Consider the following 19,980-nt stretch of genomic DNA (forward strand, 5'->3'; position numbering starts at 1 on the left):
TCATTACGTGTAATCTTGCTGCATTATCCAATCGCAACCGGAAATCTGATGCGAACAAAAGCAGATAGATGGCGCCATGCTATCGGTTTTGAACTAACGGGCTTGATCTTGGTGGTCTTGGGGCTCAATTGGATCCTCGGGGCGGACATCGGTCACCTTGGGATCATGGGCGCGATTTTTTCGGTGCTCGCCACCCTTTGGAATTATGTCTACAACATTGGCTTTGATAAAGCGATGCTGGCATGGCGGGGCTCAGTGCTTAAAACCTTACCGCTGCGTCTGCTGCATGCGGTGATCTTTGAAGCCGGACTGCTGATTGCGACCATTCCCTTTATCATGTGGTGGCTGTCGATGAACTTTTGGCAAGCACTCAGTATGGATATCGGGCTAGTCCTATTTTATCTTGTGTATGCATTTGTTTATAACTGGCTTTACGACTACCTGTTTCCAATCCCAAATGCGCAATCCCAGCAGGGCTGAGTTTTCAGCCCTCAACATCATGGGGACAAGTGATTTACTGACGGAAGGTACGCGGCGAGGGGATCAAGTTGTGTTTGTTCAATAGCCGATACATAGTCGCACGTGACACACCAAGCTCTTTAGCCGCCGCCGACACTTGTCCTTTATTCTCTTCAAGGACGGCGATCAGGGCGTCTCGTTCAGACTCTTCACGGATTTTACGTAAGCTTTGTTTATAATCTCCCTGACGAGGAAGATCTAAGTGCTCCGCTTCAATCACCAGATGATCGGCCAACAGTACTGCCCGTTTCACCTGATTAATCAGCTCGCGCACATTACCCGGCCACGAGTAACTGCTCAACACACGCTTGGCTTCGTCGGAAAACGTCCTCGCTTGTGTGTTGTATTGACGTGCAAACTTAAGCAAAAAGTATTCTGCCAAATCAGGTACATCAGACTGACGGTCTTTTAATGAAGGCATATTAATGCGCAGCACATTTAGCCGGTAATACAGATCTTCACGAAAAAGCCCCTCAGCCACACGTTTCTCCAAATCCATATGGGTCGAGGCAATCACCCGCACATCCAGGTCGTGTTCGTATTTGTCATGGCTGATATCTAAGGTGCCCTCTTGCAGCAAGTGCAATAAGTGCCCTTGTAAATGCAGCGGCAGGTCACCAATCTCGTCAAAAAAGAGGGTGCCTTTATGGCATTGGCGGATTTTTCCACGCGAATGCTCGTCGCCCAATAGCGCTTGCTGCATTTGCTCGTCGGCAAGCGCCGAGCATTTAATCGACTCAAATCGCGCTTTTGCACGGGTTGAAGCATGATGAACTGCTTGCGCTACCAGCTCCTTGCCTGTACCGCTCTCGCCGGCTATCAATACAGACACATCAGTGGGCGCGACACGCCTGACCTGATCACGCAACTTTTTCATCGCTGGGCTGGCGCCTTCCAAACCCATATCGCTATGATCGCCCAGTTGCGGCCATACTTGTCGTTCAAGGCGCAACATACCCAATTGGTGACCAATGGTGCTCATCAACTGCGAGTTAGGAACGGGCGAGGTGAAGTAATCAATACAAAAACTAACAATAAACTGGCAAATGGCTTCGTTCGTCAGTTGGTTTTCTCTAACTAAAGCTAGCCAGCGCACCTGTTTATTGCGGTTAACCAGTGATGCCACACCATTAAGGCTAAAGTCATCATGACTTAAATCGACAATACCTATACAAGGGCCGATATCTTGTAGCAATGACTGCGCGGCTCGCAAATCATAACAGCGATGACAATGCCAACCAGCTTGCTCAAGGGTCGCTAACCAAGGCTCATAGGTCCCGCCGACAACGACGAGTGAGCTCAAGGTTTTGTCAGTCCCCGAATCGAATCCCATAACACCTGCCTTACATCCAGTCTGTCTTTTTCGCCAGCGAATCAAGCCCCTATTATAAAGAAGGGCAAGTTCTAATCTGTCTCAATAAAGAGACATACGATGGGTTGTAATACGGATAATTGTAGCCAGATATCTGAAAAATCCAGATAAAATATCGCAGGTTTTTGAGAAAACAACGACGCAAGGCGCAAAAAAAGCGGCTCATTGAGCCGCTTGTGCTGTGGTCTGTCCAGTATTAACTGCCTTGCTGTGGGCGCATGGCTGGGAACAAGATCACATCACGAATCGTATGCGTGTTGGTGAATAACATCACCAATCGGTCGATACCAATTCCTTGTCCCGCCGTCGGTGGCAAGCCATGCTCGAGTGCGTTGATGTAATCCGCATCGTAGTACATCGCCTCATCATCACCGGCATCTTTGGCATCTACCTGGGCTTTGAAACGTGCATCTTGGTCTTCTGCGTCGTTAAGCTCCGAGAAGCCATTCGCCACTTCACGCCCACCGACGAAGAATTCAAAACGGTCGGTCACAAACGGGTTATCATCATTGCGACGCGCCAGCGGTGAAATATCGGCTGGATATTCGGTGATAAAGGTTGGCTGAATCAACTGCGGTTCAGCTGTCTCACCAAAGATCTCTTCCAGCAACTGTCCAGCCGTCCAGAATGACTCAACACTGATTTTGAGTGATTTCGCTATCGAGGCAAGGTGATCACGATCTTGTACCGTCTCATACGTCAGCGCCTGAATATCAGCATGATCAGGGTTATATTGCTTGATAGCATCGAGCATGGTCATTCGCGGATAAGGCCCTGCGAAATTAATGTCATGCTCACCATAAGGCAATACAGACTGTCCCATCACGTCCAGCGCCACGCGAGAGAGCATGTCTTCCGTAAGATCCATCAGATCATTGTAATCGGCATACGCCATATAGAATTCCATCATGGTGAATTCAGGATTATGACGCGGTGAAAGCCCTTCATTACGGAAGTTACGGTTCACTTCAAACACACGCTCAAAGCCGCCGACAACCAAACGCTTTAAATAAAGCTCGGGCGCCACACGTAAGTACATGTCGATATCAAGCGCATTATGGTGGGTGGTAAAGGGACGCGCGGTAGCACCGCCTGGGATGACGTGCATCATCGGCGTTTCCACTTCCATAAAGTGTTTATCCACCATGTAATTACGGATGGCGGTGACCACATTGGAGCGTACCTGGAAAGCGTGACGCGATTCTTCGTTGACAATCAGGTCCACATAGCGCTGACGATAGCGCAGCTCCTGGTCAGCTAGCCCATGGAATTTTTCCGGTAGCGGCCGTAGGGCTTTCGTCAGCAGCTGGTAGCGCTCCATGTTGACATACAGATCGCCTTTACCAGATTTATGTAGCGCACCGTGAACACCAATGATGTCGCCGATGTCTAAGCCTTGGTACTCGGCTTTCAACGCCTTTTGCACGTCTTTTGACGCATAGGCTTGAATACGGCCCGAGACATCTTGTACCACCATAAATGGACCGCGTTTAGCCATGATGCGGCCCGCAATGGTCACTTTGTGGTCCAGTGTTTCGAGTTCCGCTTTTTCTTTCTCGCCAAATTCAGCTTGCAAGTCAGCCGCTAAGTGCTCACGACGGAAATCATTAGGATGGCCGTTTGCCTTACAATTTTCACGAATGTGAGTGAGCTTGGCACGACGCTCGGCAATCAGCTTATTTTCATCTGGTAACTGGTCAGTCATAGAAAACCCTTTACATTAATTCGTCATTACAGGCCAGATTTGAGGCTGGCTTCAATAAATTTGTCCAAGTCGCCGTCGAGAACGGCCTGCGTATTGCGGTTTTCAATACCGGTACGCAAGTCTTTGATACGCGAATCATCTAATACGTAGGAGCGGATCTGGCTGCCCCAACCGATATCAGATTTGGCGTCTTCGTTGGCTTGTTTTTCCGCGTTTTGCTTTTGTAGCTCAAGCTCAAACAACTTCGCACGCAGCTGTTTCATCGCCTGATCTTTGTTTTTATGCTGTGAGCGATCGTTTTGGCATTGCACCACGGTGTTGGTCGGCACGTGGGTGATCCGCACTGCTGACTCGGTGGTGTTAACGTGCTGCCCACCCGCACCAGAAGCACGGTAGACATCAATCCGTAAATCTGATGGGTTAATATAGATATCAATGTTGTCATCGATTTCCGGGTACACAAACGCCGAGGCAAACGAGGTATGACGACGGCCCCCCGAGTCGAAAGGCGATTTACGCACCAGACGATGAACGCCCGTTTCCGTGCGTAGCCAGCCGTAGGCGTATTCACCGGTGATGCGTACCGTGGCAGATTTTAATCCAGCCACATCCCCCTCAGACACTTCAATCACTTCAGCTTTGAAGCCTCTCGCATCCGCCCAGCGCAAGTACATGCGGAGCATCATGTTGGTCCAATCTTGCGCTTCGGTACCGCCTGACCCGGCTTGCAGGTCAATATAGCAATCAGACGCATCGTGCTCACCAGAAAACATGCGGCGGAATTCTAGCTTGGTTAGCTTGGCTTCAAGCTCCACCAGCTCCGGCTCCACCTCGTCAAAGGTTTCTTGATCGTCTTCCTCGACCGCAAGCATCAGCAGTTCGTTGACGTCTTCGCCGCCTTGAGTCAGTTGCTCGATGGTTTCCACCACCGCTTCAAGGGAAGCACGCTCTTTACCCAGCGCTTGTGCACGTTGTGGTTCATTCCACACGTCCGGTTGTTCTAACTCGGCATTAACTTCTTCTAGACGCTCTTTTTTAGCATCATAGTCAAAGATACCCCCGGAGGACATCGGTACGTTCGGCGATATCGGCGAGGCGATTTTTGATTGGATTAATCTCAAACATGGTCAAGCATCTTCATTATTAGCGGAAATTTAACCGCCGAATTTTAGCGAATTGTCGCGCCAATAAACAGGGCGTGATGGAAAAAGCCGCATATTTAAGCGGCTTCAAGGTGAGAGATGATCAACTGGGCGCTACGATTACCGCGAAACTCATTGATATCCAGGCGGTAAACGAGTCGTAACGTCTTGGTACTGGGATCGGGCCAGCGACGCAAATCAACGTTAAAAGCAATGGCATCAATCATGGTGCCGCCGCCTTCCGGCTCGACCATCAATTTTAAGTGTTTGCCGCCCACCAGTTTTTGCTGCAGCACCTTAAAAATGCCATCGAACTGCGGCTCCGGGAAGCCTTGTCCCCAAGGACCGCCTGCTTGAATGGTTTCGGCTGTCTCTAATCCCAGCTCGTGACTTTGTAAGGGACCATCACTTAACAAGACACCTTTTAAGTCGTCCTCACTGACCTGCTCACGCACCTGCGCATCAAACTGCTTGGCGAAGGCATCAAACTGTGCCTCGTCGATGGTCAGTCCAGCCGCCATGGCATGGCCGCCAAACTTTTTAATTAATCCGGGATTTAAGGTATCAATCCGATCCAATGTATCGCGCATATGCAAACCCGGAATCGAACGCGCTGAACCTTTTATCAGTCCATCCCCCCCATCGGCAAACGCAATCACAGGGCGATGAAATTGATCTTTTAAGCGCGAGGCGAGGATCCCAATCACGCCTTGGTGCCAGTCACGCTGAAACAGCGCCAGCCCTACCGGCAATTCTTGCTCGGACTGTTCGGCAATCAAGCGCTCACACCAAGCCACGGCTTCTTGCTTCATGCCTTGCTCTATATCTTTGCGGGTTTGATTGAGCGCATCCAACTCAGACGCCATGCGTCTGGCAGCATGAATGTTGTCACACAGTAAAAGCTCGACCCCAAACGCCATATCATCTAAACGCCCCGCGGCATTGATCCTTGGCCCCAATGCAAAGCCGAAATCACTGGCGACAAGCGTAGCCATGTTGCGATTGGCCACCTCGATAAGCGCCTGGATCCCAGGGCGGCAACGCCCAGCGCGGATCCGCTGCAACCCCTGATGTACAAGAATACGGTTATTACCATCTAACGCTACCACGTCGGCGACCGTGCCCAGCGCGACCAAATCCAGCAACTCGGCTAAGTTAGGGATGGCCAGTCCCTGCTGCTCAAACCACCCTTGGTCGCGCAAATGCGCACGCAGCGCCAGCATCAAATAAAAGGCGACCCCCACACCGGCAAGCGCCTTCGAGGGAAAACCACAGTCATCCAGATTCGGGTTCACCATGGCGTCGGCCTCAGGCAGTGTCTCACCCGGTAGATGGTGATCGGTCACCAGCACCTGCATACCGAGCGCTTTGGCGTGCGCCACTCCTGACAACGAGGACACCCCGTTGTCCACAGTCATGATAAGCTCTGCTCCCCGCTCCGAGGCTTGGTCAACCACCTCAGGGCTTAAGCCGTAGCCATCGTCAAAGCGGTTTGGCACCAGGTAATCGACGCGGGAGGCACCCATCATGCGTAAGGCTTTGACGGAGAGCGCTGACGATGTCGCGCCATCGGCGTCAAAGTCACCCACAATCAAGATGGATTGATGGGTCTTTAGCGCCTCGGCGAGCAAGTTAACGGCAGCATCAATCCCGGTTAACGCTTGATATTGATGCAAGCCAGCCACGCTGCGGTTAAGCTCGCTGTCTTCCTTTAAACCACGATTAGCGTATAAGCGTTGCAATAGCGGCGGAATGGCATCGCTGAATGCCGGTGTCACTGACGGCGTACGTCTTTTTATTTCTATCATGAAGTTGTCACCAGTTATCGGTTAGCCGCGTGGGTGGTGTGTTTGATGCAGCTGCTTCAAACGCTCGGTGGCCACATGGGTATAGATTTGCGTCGTCGATAGGTCACTGTGTCCAAGTAACATCTGCACCACGCGTAAATCGGCCCCATGATTGAGTAAGTGAGTCGCAAACGCATGACGTAAAACATGCGGCGACAGATCATCGGTCTCAATCCCTGCCAGTTGCGCGTAATACTTGATGCGATGCCAAAAGGTTTGCCGTGTCATCTGGCGTGCTCGTTTGCTTGGGAAAAACACATCAGTACTGGTCTCGCCCAGCAATAGCGGGCGACTATACGCCAAATAGTGCTCCAGCCAATCCACGGCCGACTCTCCCATCGGCACCAAGCGTTCTTTATCCCCTTTACCAGACACTCGCACCACACCTTGGCGCAAGCTCACATTCTCCATAGTTAGCCCGATAAGCTCTGTCACTCGCAAACCCGTCGCATATAACAGCTCCAACATGGCTTTGTCTCTAAGCTCAAGCGGATCGTCGGTATTCGGTGCCATTAATAGTGCATCGATTTGATCCTCCGTGAGATCTTTCGGTAGTCGCTTGGGCTGTTTCGGACTGATCAGAGTGGCACTGGGGTCGTCGGGACGCAACTTCTGTCGATACAAGTACTGGAATAGGCGACGCAACGCCGACACCATACGACTGCGCGTGCTGGATTGGTAGCCCTGCTCATGTAGCCAATATTGGTAATCTAGTAAGTCTTGCTTGCTCACCGCTACCAGCGAGCGAGTATCGAGCCAATGGCACAGCTTCAATAAATCTGTGCGATACGAATTTAACGTGTTTTCGGAGAGCCCGCGCTCCATCCACATAGCATCCAAAAATTGCTCGATGCGTTCAATGTTGTTCGTCACCTTCAGCCCACTTGGTTATTAATCGAAAAAACACGCCCATCACTTGGGTCACGGCCAGCCGCGATTATACAAAATGTCGCTTCCTGTTGCTGGATCATATTACCGTTGAGCAGGTAAACTGCGCCCATGACACACAAACGAGTCGTGCTATGAAAATCGGTCTTTTTTATGGTTCTACCACCTGCTACACCGAAATGGCCGCGGAGAAAATCCGTGACTTTATCGGTGATGATTTGGTCGAACTACATAATGTCAAAGAAACACCGCTCGCCAAAATGGCAGATTACGATTTGCTGCTACTTGGGATCTCAACCTGGGATTTTGGTGAGCTACAAGAAGATTGGGAAGCGGTTTGGCAAGACATTGATAGTCTCCAACTAGACGGCAAAGTCATCGCCTTGTTTGGCTTGGGCGACCAAGAAGGATACGCCGAATGGTATCTGGATGCCATGGGCATGCTCCATCAGCAACTACAAGGCTGTGGCGCACAGTTTATCGGTTACTGGTCTACCGAAGGTTACCGTTTTGATGCCTCAAAAGCCGTCACTGAGGACGGCAAGCAATTTGTCGGTCTTGCCCTTGATGAAGACTCTGAGTACGAACTCAGTGACGAACGGATCCAAAACTGGTGCGAGCAAGTGCTGGTCGAGTACCAAGCTTTACTCTGATACGCGGCCTGTTTAATCCCCTCAAATAAAAAACCGCGCCCAACCAGCGCGGTTTTTCTTCACGACTATGTCGCGGTCAACATGATTAGGCTTCCGCTAGCGCATTAGCACGTGATCCAACAAACTTTGCCACGCCCATTGCCACCAGTGTGGGCAGCAGCCAAGCCATACCGACATCAAACAGCGGTAGGAAGCTAAAGGCACTCATGTCAGCGCCCATGACTTTTGCCGCATCAAGCAAGCTAAACAGCAATGCCACGCCCAATACGAGGCGATACCCTAGCGCTGGGTTTGGTAACCAGCGACGGATGAAGGTCAAGCCAATCAGTGCAATCGCAACCGGGTATAATGCGAATAAGACAGGAATAGAAATAGCGATAAGCTGTTTAAGACCCACATTGGCCACCACCGCACAGACAGTCGCGACGACGACCACCCAGCGACGATACGTCCATGATGTGAGCGAGCTAAAGTAATCGGCACACGCACTCACCAACCCAATCACAGTGGTCAAACACGCCAGGCCAATAATCGCCGCGAGGATCATTTGCCCGACCGGGCCAAACAGTGCATCCACGTAAGCGGCCATGATTTCGCCGCCATTTTGCGTCCCTTGCGCCACCACACTGGCGGTTGAGCCTAAATAGAACAGCGACACGTACACAAACGCCAATCCAGCCGCGGCGATAATACCGGCGTAAATCAGATACATGCAGGTTGCTTTGTTGTCTTCGATACCTTTTTTGCGGATCACATCGACAATCAACATGCCGAACATCAAGGCCGCAAAGGTATCCATGGTGTTATAACCTTCCAAAAAGCCGGTTGTCAGCGCGTTTTCAACATAGCTACCCTGCGCGGCCACCACGTCGCCTTGAGGATTGATGATCACTGCAATAGCCAAAATCGCGAGCGCCGCGAAGAGCAGGGGCGTCAAGAACTTACCGATGGTATCAATCAGTTTGCCTTGAGATAGCGAGAAAAACATCGCGACGGCAAAAAAGACCACAGAGAAAGCGCCCAACTCTAACTGTCCTGGCGCAGATAAAAACGGTTTAAAACCAATTTCATAGGCAACGAGTCCGGCGCGAGGGGCGGCAAAAGCAGGGCCAATAATGATAAAAATCAGCACGGCCATCAGTGTCGCGACCCCCGTTGGCAGATCACGGGTCAGACCCTTCCAGCCGCCGCCTGCCACTGCAACCGCAATAATACCGATTAAAGGAAGACCGACCGCGGTGATCAAAAATCCGATCATCGCGGCGGTGTAATGATCACCGGCTAACATGCCAGCTTGTGGGGGAAAGATTATATTTCCAGCGCCTAAGAAAAAGGCAAAGGTCATAAAACCTAACGCTAAAATATCTACTAATTTTAAACGTTTAGTCACGATGTATACCTACAGCTTGAAGATAGTGTTTGCAATCAATAATGTTTCACCCAGCTGAAACTCTCATTTATAATATTTTGTTTCAGACGATGGGCAGAGCGCAGAATAATGAAGAAGTTCATAGTCACAGTAAAGGCATTGACAAAAAACCTTGTGATCTTCTGCTTTAGCAATAACAATCAGCTCAATAAACTATCTATCATGTTATCCATGGTATTTTTTAACGATCAATATCGATAACATAGTGGTTACACAAAAGACAAAAATGCTAACTCTTGATGCCACTACGTCGCCAGAGTGCAGGACACATGAGCCAATTTCGCTTTAAACAATTTGTTATCGACCACGGCAATTGTGGCATGAAAGTCAGTACAGATGGTGTACTGCTAGGCGCTTGGGCTCAGCCTGGGACGGCGAGCAACAGCTTGGACATCGGGACAGGAACCGGTTTGTTAGCGCTGATGTTAGCACAACGTTTTGCTCATCTATCGCTGACGGCGGTCGAGTACGATCCGTCCGCCTTTCACTGCGCCACGTTAAATGTGAGAGCGTCACGGTTTGCCGCGCAAATCCAATTGCACCACGGTGATATTAACGACTTTGCGTGTCGCGAACAGTGGCAACATATTGTCTGCAATCCCCCTTATTTCACCAGTGGTGCGCTTTCAAGCAACCCACAACGAGCCGTTGCCAGACATGCCAGTACCTTAAGCCATCCCGCGCTTATTGCCTGTCTAAAGCGGTTACTCGCCCCCACAGGGTGTGCGGATCTGATTTTGCCCACCAAAGAAGCCAATGCATTCATTGAGAATGCACAAGCACAAGGGCTTTACTTACAGCGTCGCGTTTTGGTCAGCCCCACACCGGAAAAAGCCCCCTCTCGCGTATTATTCACGCTAAGCCCGACGACGGGCGCGGTCAGATCTGATACGATCGCGGTGCGCGAGCAAGATGGCACCTACACGCAGGCTTTTGCCGATCTGACGCGAGCATTTTACCTTAAACTCTCGTAAGCCAAATCGAGCAGCGCCTCGCTATCATTGGCCTTGGGCGCGCTGCCCATTTACACTATTTGCGTCTATAATACCGCGCTTAACTATCCTTGGAGAATTACCTGTGCGAAGCTTTGCCGAACTCGAGCTGGATCCAGAACTGCTCAGTGCACTTGACGATATGGGCTATCAGCGCCCTACGCTGATCCAATCTGAGGTTATCCCCCACGGTATGGATGGACGTGACATCCTTGCCTCCGCGCCAACGGGAACCGGCAAAACGGCGGCTTTTTTGCTGCCCATGTTGCAGCACTTACTCGACTTTCCGCGGCAAAAACCCGGGCCAGGTCGCGTACTGGTTCTCACTCCCACGCGTGAGTTAGCCATTCAGGTAGCTGATGAAGCGCGCGCATTAGCGAAAAATACCAGTCTTAAGATCTTCACCATCACCGGCGGGATTTCATACCAAGAGCACGCGGAGCAGCTGGGTAAAACACAGGATATTGTGGTGGCAACGCCTGGCCGTTTGATGGAGTACATTGAAGCTGAGCGATTCGATTGCCGCGCCGTTGAATGCCTGATCTTAGATGAAGCAGACCGGATGCTCGATATGGGGTTTGCGAATGCGGTCAATCGACTCTCTGATGAGTGCCAGCGCCGCCGTCAGACCATGCTCTTCTCCGCCACACTAGAAGGGCGCGGGGTAGCAGGCTTTACCGAGGATCTGCTAGATAACCCTGAGCTGGTGGATGTGACACCGCCACGCCGCGAGCGTAAAAAAATCACCCAGTGGTATCACCGCTGTGATGATTTGGAGCATAAACGCGCCTTGCTTACATCCATTGTTACCGAACAGGCAGAGCGCGCGATTGTATTTATTAAAACACGTGAACGCTTGGCGGAGCTTCGTGATTATATGCAGTCACAAAAACTGGATTGCGCCTGGATCCAAGGTGAAATGCAACAAGCGAAACGTAACAATGCGATTAACCGGTTTAGCGAAGGAAAAGTGAAGGTCCTACTGGCCACGGATGTCGCGGCACGCGGTATTGATGTCCCAGATATTACCCATGTGATCAATTATGATCTTCCGCGAACCGCCGATGTGTACTTACATCGCATAGGCCGCACAGCACGTGCCGGTAAGAAAGGCTCTGCGATTTCACTGGTCGAAGCCCATGACCAACCGATGATGGATAGGATCACGCGCTACATGGATGAAGAGATTAAAGAGCGAACCATTGATGGCTTGAAGCCTAAACATAAAAAAGCAGAGCACAAGAAGAAAAAAAAGAAGCAAAACGTTAAAAACTCGAGCAAAGTCAAAAAGCCTAAAAAACGCAAATAGAACTAGACACCTATCAGCCTAACTGACTCGCTGATATATAAGGCATTACTCAAGGAGGCCCGTAAAGGCCTCCTTTTTTTCGCTATCGGCGTCCATTTTGTTGAGCACAAAACGATCAGATTCACACATCGCGCAATATAAAGACACAAAATATTAACAATTGAACTGAAAATCAGTTTAAGATGCTATTTGCGATAACAACAAAACATGATGCAAACACAGTAGAAGGAACTCACTATGCAATCGTTTGTCGATTTCTTAAATAGCATCATATGGAGCCCCGTTCTGATTTACACCTGCTTAGGTGCGGGACTGTTTTACTCCATACTGACGCGCTTTGTTCAAATCCGTCACTTCTCCGAAATGTGGCGACTGCTCTTTTCAGGGAAAAGCTCAACCAAAGGGATTTCTTCCTTCCAAGCCTTAGCAGTATCACTCTCTGGCCGTGTCGGTACAGGTAATATCGCTGGCGTCGCCGCCGCTATCGGTTTTGGTGGCCCTGGCGCGGTATTCTGGATGTGGGTCGTTGCTTTTCTAGGCGCGGCAACCGCTTACACTGAATCAACCTTGGCACAAATTTATAAAGAAGAAGACAATGGTGAGTTCCGTGGTGGTCCTGCTTATTACATCGAAAAAGCGATGGGACAGAAATGGTATGCCATCCTCTTCGCGCTCGCGACCTTACTCGCCTGTGGTGTGATGCTACCTGGGGTACAATCCAATGCGATTGGTAATGCGGTCGAAACCGCGTTTGGCTCTGGCGCCATGGTTGATACCGCGATGTTTGGTTCACTTGAAGTGTCGAAAGTGATTACCGGTGCCTTCATCTCTATCGTGCTCGGGTTCATCATTTTCGGTGGTGTTAAACGCATTGCCCACTTTACGCAAATCGTGGTGCCCTTTATGGCACTGGCGTACATCATTATTGCGTTTGTGATCATTCTGTTGAACATCAGTGAAATTCCCGCCGTGGTTTCTATGATCATCGGCGATGCCTTCACACCGATGGCAGGTGCCGGTGCAGCTATTGGTTGGGGGGTTAAACGTGGTGTTTACTCCAACGAAGCCGGTCAAGGTACAGGTCCACACGCTGCTGCTGCTGCCAACGTTGACCACCCAGCTCAGCAAGGTTTGGTGCAATCCTTCTCGGTGTACATCGATACCCTGCTGGTATGCTCGGCAACCGCGTTTATGATCATCATTACTGGTGCTTACAACGTCCATGGTCCGGGTGAAGCCTATATCGTGCAAAACTTGGCATCTTCGGTCGCGGCAAATAGCCCTGAATTTACCCAGCTGGCGATTGAAGCAGCGATGCCTGGCCTAGGTAAACCCTTTATCGCCTTCGCGCTCTTCTTCTTCGCCTTTACCACTATTTTAGCCTACTACTACATTGCCGAAACCAACATTGCCTACCTGCGTCGCACGATCAAGGTGCCAGGGATGATGTTTGCGCTGAAAGTGGTGCTAATGTCCGCCGTGTTCTATGGCTGTGTGCGGAGTGCTAACCTCGCTTGGGCGTTTGGTGATGCCGGTGTGGGTTTGATGGCGTGGTTAAACATTGTTGGCATCATCATCATCTTCTTTATCTCTAAGCCAGCCCTTAAGGCGCTAAAAGATTATGAAGAGCAACAGGCCAGAGGGGTAGAAACCTACACCTTCGATCCCGTTAAGCTTGGCATCAAAAATGCCGATTACTGGGAACAACGTCTGGCGCGTCGTAATGGCAAGCAAGACAGTGAAACCACCGATGCCGATGGCAAACCTATCAATCCAACGGCATAAGATTCAAACACAGAATCAATGGTAAAAAAGGGAGGGCGCACCAGCGCCCTTTTTTGATCACAGTGCTCGACAAGGCTATTAGTCATCAAGACGGAAAATAATATCAACCTGATCACGCACCTGCATGGTCGCATCTTGATAGCTTGCGGCGACATCGGCGCTGCCGCTGCGCATCTCGGCATTCATCATCACAGGGCGTGGATTGCTGGACCGATAGCGAATTTGCCAGACGCCATCGAGACGCATATCCATGCTTTTCGCGAGCGATTCAGCTTTTGTTTTAGCATCATTGACCGCCGCATCACGGGCTTTATCTTTCAATGCCGACTGGTCACTACTGGTTAGCTGTACTTGCCGGATTCGGTTAATCCCCTCGCCCAGCGCCCCATCTAACACTGCATTCAACTTATCGAGCTGGTTAAGTGTCACGGTAACCTGGCGCTCAGCACGGTAGCCAATCAGCTCAGGCGCTTTGTCTTTGACATGTTGATAACGCGGTGACAGCTGAATATGCGCACTCTCGATTTGTTCGCGCTTTACCCCTTGTGCCGACAGCCGATTAATAAACGCTGTGACCGCTTTGTCGGATGCGGCTTTTGCCGCTTTTGCCGTTTTTCGCTCGGTCACCACCCCCACATCAATCGTGGCCATATCAGGCGCAGCCGTCACTTCCCCGACACCGGTAATGTCCAAATGCGGAAAATCAATATTGGCCATCGCGGCTGGTGCTGTCACCAAGGCGCTAGTCAGGCAAAGCATTGCTTTAAACTTACACATTCTCTCTCCTTTCATGGATTCAAATTATCATGAGGTTATAGGTCAGACTCTTTTTTCAGCAAAAGACTCCCTCGCTTGCGTCAGATTTATGTCAAAACATCAACAACGCCATTGATGATGCCACATCAAGCTGATGGTGACCGGCGACTTGTCGCCCTACGCTTGCATCCTTTCAATGATGAAGAAAATTCGGTTCCCTTTACGCGTCTCTGTGCTTAAAGTGAGGGGATAACACGAGAAAAAGGAATAGACCGTGAGCAGTTTTCTAGTCGCCCTTCAGGGCTTAGGATTAAGCCTAACCATGATTATTCCCATTGGCGCTCAGAATGCCTATGTGATTAACCAAGGTATCAGCCGTGAACACCATATGACCACAGCGTCGATCTGCTTTATCTGCGATATTATCTTGATTTCAAGTGGGATTTTTGGCGGAGGGGCCTTATTGGCAAGTTACCCTATACTGCTCAATACCATCACGCTCGCAGGGATCGGCTTTTTGAGTGTCTACGCGTGGCAGTTTATCCAGAGCGCACGTCAGCACAACCAAGAGGCGTCAATGGAAGCCCCCACCATGAGTCGAGGCCGCCGCGCAGTGATCATTGGCGCCTTGGCGGTGACCTTGCTCAATCCGCATGTGTATCTCGATACCGTGGTGGTGTTGGGTGCAATTGGTGGCCAATTTGCGTTCGATGAACGCGTCGCTTTTACTGTTGGGGCCCTAATGGGATCGTGCCTTTGGTTTTACGGCTTATCGGCAGGGGCCGCACGCTTGTCACCGTGGCTATCCACGCCCTCTATTCGACGGCTACTCGACCTACTCATGGCAAGTATGATGCTATTCGTGGCCGGTAAGCTCGCACTCGGCCTTTACGCACGTTTACTGGCGAGTTAAAAAACAGGGATGCGGCCACACTGCCGCATCCATAATGGCTATCACCGACCGTGAGGTTATGCTTGGCGTTCGCTGCGCTCGACGTGAACACTCATTTGCGGGAATGGAATTTCAATACCATGTTCGTCCAGCGCTTCTTTGATGGTTGGCAGCAGCTCAAAGTAAACGCTCCAGTAGTCTTCTGTTTTCACCCAAGGGCGCACCACAAAATTGACCGATGAGTCGGCTAACGTCATCACCGCCACATTGGGTTCAGGATCTTTCAGAATCAAGGGATGTTGGGTCAGAATATCCATCAACACAGTTTTGGTTTTCTTTAAATCCGCGCTGTACGCGACGCCAATCGTCAAGTCAACACGGCGTGTGGCATGCTTGGAATAGTTAGTGATTGGGCTGCTGATCACCGACCCATTTGGCACCACCACCATTTTGTTATCCGGGGTAGTGAGCACCGTAGAGAACACTTGAATGGACTCAACAGAGCCAGCGACGCCTGCCAATTCGACGTAATCGCCTGATTTGAACGGACGGAACATCACAATCAACACCCCGGCGGCAAAGTTTGCCAACGAGCCTTGCAAAGCCAGACCCACGGCTAAACCTGCGGCACCTAAGATGGCAATCACAGACGCCGTTTGTACACCCACACGGCTCAACGCGGCAATCAAAACGATCACAAACAACAAGTAACGCACGAGGCCGTGGAGAAATTCCACCACCGCGTTATCCATGTTGCGCTTGCGCATGACACCTGCCATGGAGTTAGCTAAACCTTTAACCACAAGGTTACCAATCACCAAGATCAATAGCGCGGAAATAATGTTCACTCCGTACTGAATCAAGAGATCTTGATTATCCATTAGCCAGGTCTGGGCCCACTTAGCACCCTCTACCATTGTGTTTTCCTCACTCATTCACTTTCCCTCTGCAAGTTGGGATAAACGGTAACCCTATGTTAACAGCCTTTTACTGGTCGCTGTCTATCTCATTCACGCGAAATGTCTCCGCAATGATACGAGTCAGTATCACGCAGATATAAAAAAACCCGCCAAGTGGCGGGCTTTTACATTCAACACTGTTGTGACGTTTACAGGACGTCAACGGCGTTGAGGTCTTTGAAAGCTTGCTCAAGGCGCGCAACCATCGACTCTTGCCCTTTACGTAGCCAAACGCGTGGGTCATAGAATTTTTTGTTAGGTTGATCGTCACCTTTCGGGTTACCGATTTGAGTTTGTAGGTAGCCTTCGTTGTCTTGGTAATACTGACGAATACCATCCCAAGTCGCCCACTGAGTATCGGTATCGATGTTCATTTTGATCACACCGTAGCCAATGGATTCTTGAATTTGTGCTTCGGAAGAACCCGAGCCGCCATGGAAGACGAAGTTCAGACCATTGGTCGGTAGACCAAATTTCTCTGAGCAGTAAGCCTGTGATTCACGTAGGATTTCTGGCTTAAGTACCACGTTACCTGGCTTGTAAACACCGTGTACGTTACCGAATGACGCAGCAATGGTGAAACGGTGGCTAACGGCTGACAGTTTTTCGTATGCGTAAGCCACTTCTTCTGGCTTGGTGTACAGATCAGCGGTATCAACATCGCTGTTATCCACGCCGTCTTCTTCACCACCCGTAATACCCAGTTCGATTTCTAGCGTCATGCCCATTTTGTCCATGCGCGCAAGGTATTCGGCACAGATTTCCATGTTCTCTTCAAGCGACTCTTCAGACAGGTCAATCATGTGAGAAGAGAAAAGCGGTTTGCCGTGCTCTTTGAAGAAGGCTTCACCCGCGTCAAGTAGGCCATCAATCCACGGCAGTAGTTTCTTCGCTGCGTGGTCAGTGTGCATGATCACAGGCACACCGTAGACTTCAGCCATCGCGTGAACGTATTTCGCACCGGCAACAGCGCCTTTAATTTGCGCTTCTTGGCCTTCTAGTTTCAGACCTTTGCCCGGGAAGAAACCCGCACCACCGTTAGAGAACTGGATAACCACTGGCGCTTTTACTTTCGCCGCTGCTTCCATCACTGCGTTGATTGAGTCAGTGTTAACGACGTTTACTGCAGGCAATGCAAACTTGTTCTCTTTGGCAACTTCAAATACTTTCTGAACGTCATCGCCAAAGATAACGCCAGGTTTTACAAAATCAAAAACTTTAGACATGGCTCTTGTCCTATTCACTCGGGTTGTCTTTGCTGAACTGAGTAAAGATGCCTGAGGCACCTTTATCAATCGGGTGCAATCGTTTACGACTCGGCCTATTGTAGTCAAACGAAAGCAAGAACGGGAGATGTCACTCCCGTTTTATTATCTGGTTTATGCGTCTTTCGCACGTGCTTCCAGCATTTCTACCGCAGGCAGAGGCTTGCCTTCAACAAACTCTAGGAATGCACCGCCACCGGTTGAGATGTAAGACACATCAGCTTGGATACCAAACTTATCAATCGCTGCGAGGGTATCGCCGCCACCCGCAACAGAGAAGCCTTCAGACTCCGCGATCGCTTTTGAAATGCCTGCCGTGCCCGCTTCAAAGTTCTTAAACTCAAACACGCCAACAGGGCCATTCCACAGAATGGTTTTGGCATTTTTCAAAATGTCCGCCAACGCTTGGGTTGATTCAGGACCGAGGTCAAAAATCATATCGTCGTCTTGTACATCTTCAACGCGCTTGATCTCTGCTTCCGCGTTTTCATCAAATGCCTTCGCACACGCCACGTCGGTGGCAACAGGAATATGGCACTCTTCCATTAGAGATTTCGCCGTGTCGACTAAGTCCGCCTCATACAGCGACTTACCAACATTGTGACCGTCAGCGGCGATAAAGGTGTTGGCGATACCACCACCAACAACCAGTTGGTCTGCCACGGTTGACAGTGATTTCAGTACCGTCAGCTTGGTAGACACTTTTGAACCACCCACAATCGCCACCATTGGGCGTGCCGGGTTGTCCATCGCTTTGCCTAATGCCTCAAGCTCGTTAGCCAGCAATGGGCCAGCGCAAGCCACAGGCGCATACGTGCCCACACCATGAGTTGAGGCTTGGGCGCGGTGAGCCGTACCAAATGCGTCCATCACAAAAATATCGCACAGTGCCGCGTACTTTTTAGACAGCGCTTCGTCGTTCTTCTTCTCGCCTTTGTTGAAGCGAACGTTCTCAAGCACCACCAGCTCACCGGCGTTAAGCTCAAGGCCGTCTAGATAGTCTTTCGCGAGGCTGACCTGACAATCAAGTGCGTCATCTAGGTAGTTCACTACTGGCTGCAGTGAATACTGATCTTCAGGCTGGCCTTCTTCAGGGCGGCCGAGGTGAGAGGTCACCATGACTTTTGCACCGGCTTCTAAGCAGTGCTTAATCGTAGGCAATGATGCCAAAATACGTGCATCAGAGGTCACTTTACCGTCTTTTACAGGCACGTTCAGATCAGCACGGATAAACACACGCTTTCCGGCAAGATCTAAGTCGGTCATCTTAATTACAGACATATGGTCCTCGCTATAAGGTTGCAAATTGAAACTGATTTAATCAGGGCAACACCCCACCCACGCTTGCGTCCATTACGCCATGGCAAGTGTGGTATCTAACATTCGGTTGGCAAAGCCCCACTCGTTATCACACCAAACCAGCGTTTTAATCAGCTGGTGATCACTGACCCGTGTTTGCGATCCATCGACAATGGCGCTGTGCGAGTCGTGGTTAAAGTCAATCGATACCAAGGGCGCTTCGGTATAATCCAGTATACCGTCTAATGTACATCGAGATGCCGTCTGCAGAGCTTGATTTACGTCATTAACTTTCACTTTAGTACGTACAGTGACACTTAAATCCATCGCTGTCACGTTTATCGTCGGCACACGGACCGAGATCGCCTCAAATTTGTCAGAAAATTTCGGAAAAATCCTACCAATTCCAACATGGAGTTTGGTATCCACTGGAATAATAGACTGGCTGGCAGTACGTGTTCGGCGCAGATCAGAGTGATACGCATCAATCACCTGCTGGTCATTCATTGAAGAATGAATAGTGGTGATGGTGCCGGACTCAATCCCAAAGTGTTCGTCCAAGGCTTTGATCACAGGGACGATACAATTAGTGGTACAAGAACCATTGGAAACAATGCGGTCATCGGCGGTCAATGCATCATGATTGACCCCGTAAATAACGGTTCTATCCACGTCTTGGCTGGCGGGGTGAGAGAAAAGGACTTTTTTAGCGCCCGCAGCAATATGGGCCTCCCCATCTTGACGCGTACCAAATTTGCCCGTGCAGTCCAAGACAATATCCACATCAAGGTCACGCCAAGGTAAAAGCTGAAGTTCCGGTAAGTGAAGCAGACGAATGCTGTCGGTGGCGACAAACAAGTGTTCTTGGTTATAGGAAACCGGCCAGCCGAACCGACCATGGCTTGAGTCATATTGCAGCAGATGCGCCATCGCCTCTGGCTCTGCGAGCTCATTAATCGCGACCACTTGAATGCGATCGTGCTTGCCACTCTCATACAGGGCTCGCAATACACTGCGCCCTATACGACCAAATCCATTAATTGCGACTCTTAATGCCATGTCCATCGGTGCTCGTTTAACGATGACGCACAGTGTATCTCAAGCACGTAAAAGACGCACGTGTTGTGTGACTCTTCTCACGCTAGCTGGGAATAAAATGCAGCAAAAA

17 protein-coding genes are annotated in these 19,980 nt (G+C 50.3%); 6 read left to right on the top strand and 11 right to left on the bottom strand.

The features are described 5' to 3' along the window. Positions 1-48 precede the first annotated feature (48 nt). Positions 49-480, top strand: a complete 432-nt coding sequence (locus C7A19_RS05725; protein ID WP_077608222.1) for a PACE efflux transporter — start codon at positions 49-51, stop codon at positions 478-480. Positions 481-514: 34 nt separating this feature from the next. On the opposite strand, the gene C7A19_RS05730 is transcribed toward C7A19_RS05725, so the two are convergent. The 5 genes from C7A19_RS05730 to xerD all read right to left on the bottom strand — a co-directional run bounded on the left by C7A19_RS05730 (position 515) and on the right by xerD (position 7,464). Continuing rightward, positions 515-1,852: a sigma-54 dependent transcriptional regulator gene (locus C7A19_RS05730; RefSeq protein ID WP_069362104.1), complete on the bottom strand. Its 1,338-nt coding sequence runs from the start codon at positions 1,850-1,852 to the stop codon at positions 515-517. A 235-nt stretch (positions 1,853-2,087) separates the two neighbouring features. Beyond that, positions 2,088-3,596, bottom strand: a complete 1,509-nt coding sequence (gene lysS / locus C7A19_RS05735; RefSeq protein WP_116644418.1) for a lysine--tRNA ligase — start codon at positions 3,594-3,596, stop codon at positions 2,088-2,090. Between the two features lie 26 nt (positions 3,597-3,622). Further along, positions 3,623-4,721 (bottom strand): peptide chain release factor 2 gene (gene prfB, locus C7A19_RS05740; RefSeq protein WP_116644419.1). Its coding sequence is split into 2 segments (ribosomal slippage): positions 3,623-4,645 and positions 4,647-4,721, totalling 1,098 coding nucleotides; the frame shifts between segments, so codons are not numbered across the junction. Positions 4,722-4,815: 94 nt separating this feature from the next. Next, on the bottom strand, positions 4,816-6,546 hold the full coding sequence (gene recJ / locus C7A19_RS05745) for a single-stranded-DNA-specific exonuclease RecJ (RefSeq protein ID WP_116644420.1): 1,731 nt from the start codon (positions 6,544-6,546) through the stop codon (positions 4,816-4,818). Positions 6,547-6,567: 21 nt separating this feature from the next. Beyond that, positions 6,568-7,464, bottom strand: coding sequence for a site-specific tyrosine recombinase XerD (xerD, locus tag C7A19_RS05750; RefSeq protein ID WP_162300251.1), 897 nt, complete (start codon positions 7,462-7,464; stop codon positions 6,568-6,570). Between the two features lie 143 nt (positions 7,465-7,607). Here xerD and fldB point away from each other — a divergent pair, with 143 nt between their 5' ends. Further along, positions 7,608-8,126, top strand: coding sequence for a flavodoxin FldB (gene fldB, locus C7A19_RS05755; protein WP_069362101.1), 519 nt, complete (start codon positions 7,608-7,610; stop codon positions 8,124-8,126). Between the two features lie 85 nt (positions 8,127-8,211). Here the strand turns inward: fldB and brnQ are convergent, their stop codons facing one another. Beyond that, positions 8,212-9,516, bottom strand: coding sequence for a branched-chain amino acid transport system II carrier protein (brnQ, locus tag C7A19_RS05760; RefSeq protein ID WP_077486867.1), 1,305 nt, complete (start codon positions 9,514-9,516; stop codon positions 8,212-8,214). 308 nt (positions 9,517-9,824) lie between these two features. Here brnQ and C7A19_RS05765 point away from each other — a divergent pair, with 308 nt between their 5' ends. From C7A19_RS05765 to C7A19_RS05775, 3 genes are all read left to right on the top strand, one after another. Next, positions 9,825-10,529, top strand: coding sequence for a methyltransferase (locus tag C7A19_RS05765; protein ID WP_162300249.1), 705 nt, complete (start codon positions 9,825-9,827; stop codon positions 10,527-10,529). A 160-nt stretch (positions 10,530-10,689) separates the two neighbouring features. Next, positions 10,690-11,856 carry an ATP-dependent RNA helicase SrmB gene (gene srmB / locus C7A19_RS05770; RefSeq protein WP_235614269.1) on the top strand — a complete coding sequence of 389 codons (1,167 nt, stop codon included), beginning with the start codon at positions 10,690-10,692 and terminating at the stop codon, positions 11,854-11,856. Positions 11,857-12,093: 237 nt separating this feature from the next. Beyond that, positions 12,094-13,641 carry an alanine/glycine:cation symporter family protein gene (locus C7A19_RS05775; protein ID WP_116644424.1) on the top strand — a complete coding sequence of 516 codons (1,548 nt, stop codon included), beginning with the start codon at positions 12,094-12,096 and terminating at the stop codon, positions 13,639-13,641. 78 nt (positions 13,642-13,719) lie between these two features. On the opposite strand, the gene C7A19_RS05780 is transcribed toward C7A19_RS05775, so the two are convergent. Then, on the bottom strand, positions 13,720-14,418 hold the full coding sequence (locus tag C7A19_RS05780; protein ID WP_077608229.1) for an oxidative stress defense protein: 699 nt from the start codon (positions 14,416-14,418) through the stop codon (positions 13,720-13,722). A gap of 301 nt (positions 14,419-14,719) precedes the next feature. Between C7A19_RS05780 and C7A19_RS05785 the strand changes: the two genes are divergently transcribed. Further along, on the top strand, positions 14,720-15,310 hold the full coding sequence (locus C7A19_RS05785; protein WP_069362154.1) for a LysE/ArgO family amino acid transporter: 591 nt from the start codon (positions 14,720-14,722) through the stop codon (positions 15,308-15,310). Between the two features lie 56 nt (positions 15,311-15,366). On the opposite strand, the gene mscS is transcribed toward C7A19_RS05785, so the two are convergent. From mscS to epd, 4 genes are all read right to left on the bottom strand, one after another. Further along, a complete protein-coding gene (gene mscS, locus C7A19_RS05790; protein ID WP_077486872.1) occupies positions 15,367-16,224 on the bottom strand; it encodes a small-conductance mechanosensitive channel MscS in 858 nt (285 codons plus the stop codon). A gap of 173 nt (positions 16,225-16,397) precedes the next feature. Then, entirely contained in the window at positions 16,398-17,474 is a 1,077-nt protein-coding gene (gene fbaA / locus C7A19_RS05795) for a class II fructose-bisphosphate aldolase (protein ID WP_077486873.1), read from the bottom strand. A gap of 153 nt (positions 17,475-17,627) precedes the next feature. Then, positions 17,628-18,794: a phosphoglycerate kinase gene (locus C7A19_RS05800; protein WP_069362095.1), complete on the bottom strand. Its 1,167-nt coding sequence runs from the start codon at positions 18,792-18,794 to the stop codon at positions 17,628-17,630. A 72-nt stretch (positions 18,795-18,866) separates the two neighbouring features. Then, positions 18,867-19,871 (bottom strand): erythrose-4-phosphate dehydrogenase, encoded by a 1,005-nt coding sequence (gene epd / locus C7A19_RS05805; protein WP_069362153.1) that lies wholly within the window; start codon positions 19,869-19,871, stop codon positions 18,867-18,869. Positions 19,872-19,980: the final 109 nt, after the last annotated feature.

This window comes from Salinivibrio sp. HTSP, assembly GCF_003390965.1.
Lineage (GTDB): Bacteria > Pseudomonadota > Gammaproteobacteria > Enterobacterales > Vibrionaceae > Salinivibrio > Salinivibrio kushneri.

What these genes read in the sequence shown, in the direction of transcription:
- fldB (WP_069362101.1), top strand. Translation starts at nt 7,608, where the DNA reads ATGAAAATCGGTCTTTTTTATGGTTCTACCACCTGCTACACCGAAATG.
- C7A19_RS05785 (WP_069362154.1), top strand. Translation starts at nt 14,720, where the DNA reads ATGATTATTCCCATTGGCGCTCAGAATGCCTATGTGATTAACCAAGGT.
- mscS (WP_077486872.1), bottom strand. Translation starts at nt 16,224, where the DNA reads ATGAGTGAGGAAAACACAATGGTAGAGGGTGCTAAGTGGGCCCAGACC.
- epd (WP_069362153.1), bottom strand. Translation starts at nt 19,871, where the DNA reads ATGGCATTAAGAGTCGCAATTAATGGATTTGGTCGTATAGGGCGCAGT.
- C7A19_RS05730 (WP_069362104.1), bottom strand. Translation starts at nt 1,852, where the DNA reads ATGGGATTCGATTCGGGGACTGACAAAACCTTGAGCTCACTCGTCGTT.
- C7A19_RS05725 (WP_077608222.1), top strand. Translation starts at nt 49, where the DNA reads ATGCGAACAAAAGCAGATAGATGGCGCCATGCTATCGGTTTTGAACTA.
- C7A19_RS05765 (WP_162300249.1), top strand. Translation starts at nt 9,825, where the DNA reads ATGAGCCAATTTCGCTTTAAACAATTTGTTATCGACCACGGCAATTGT.
- C7A19_RS05775 (WP_116644424.1), top strand. Translation starts at nt 12,094, where the DNA reads ATGCAATCGTTTGTCGATTTCTTAAATAGCATCATATGGAGCCCCGTT.
- C7A19_RS05780 (WP_077608229.1), bottom strand. Translation starts at nt 14,418, where the DNA reads ATGTGTAAGTTTAAAGCAATGCTTTGCCTGACTAGCGCCTTGGTGACA.
- srmB (WP_235614269.1), top strand. Translation starts at nt 10,690, where the DNA reads ATGGGCTATCAGCGCCCTACGCTGATCCAATCTGAGGTTATCCCCCAC.
- lysS (WP_116644418.1), bottom strand. Translation starts at nt 3,596, where the DNA reads ATGACTGACCAGTTACCAGATGAAAATAAGCTGATTGCCGAGCGTCGT.
- fbaA (WP_077486873.1), bottom strand. Translation starts at nt 17,474, where the DNA reads ATGTCTAAAGTTTTTGATTTTGTAAAACCTGGCGTTATCTTTGGCGAT.
- C7A19_RS05800 (WP_069362095.1), bottom strand. Translation starts at nt 18,794, where the DNA reads ATGTCTGTAATTAAGATGACCGACTTAGATCTTGCCGGAAAGCGTGTG.
- recJ (WP_116644420.1), bottom strand. Translation starts at nt 6,546, where the DNA reads ATGATAGAAATAAAAAGACGTACGCCGTCAGTGACACCGGCATTCAGC.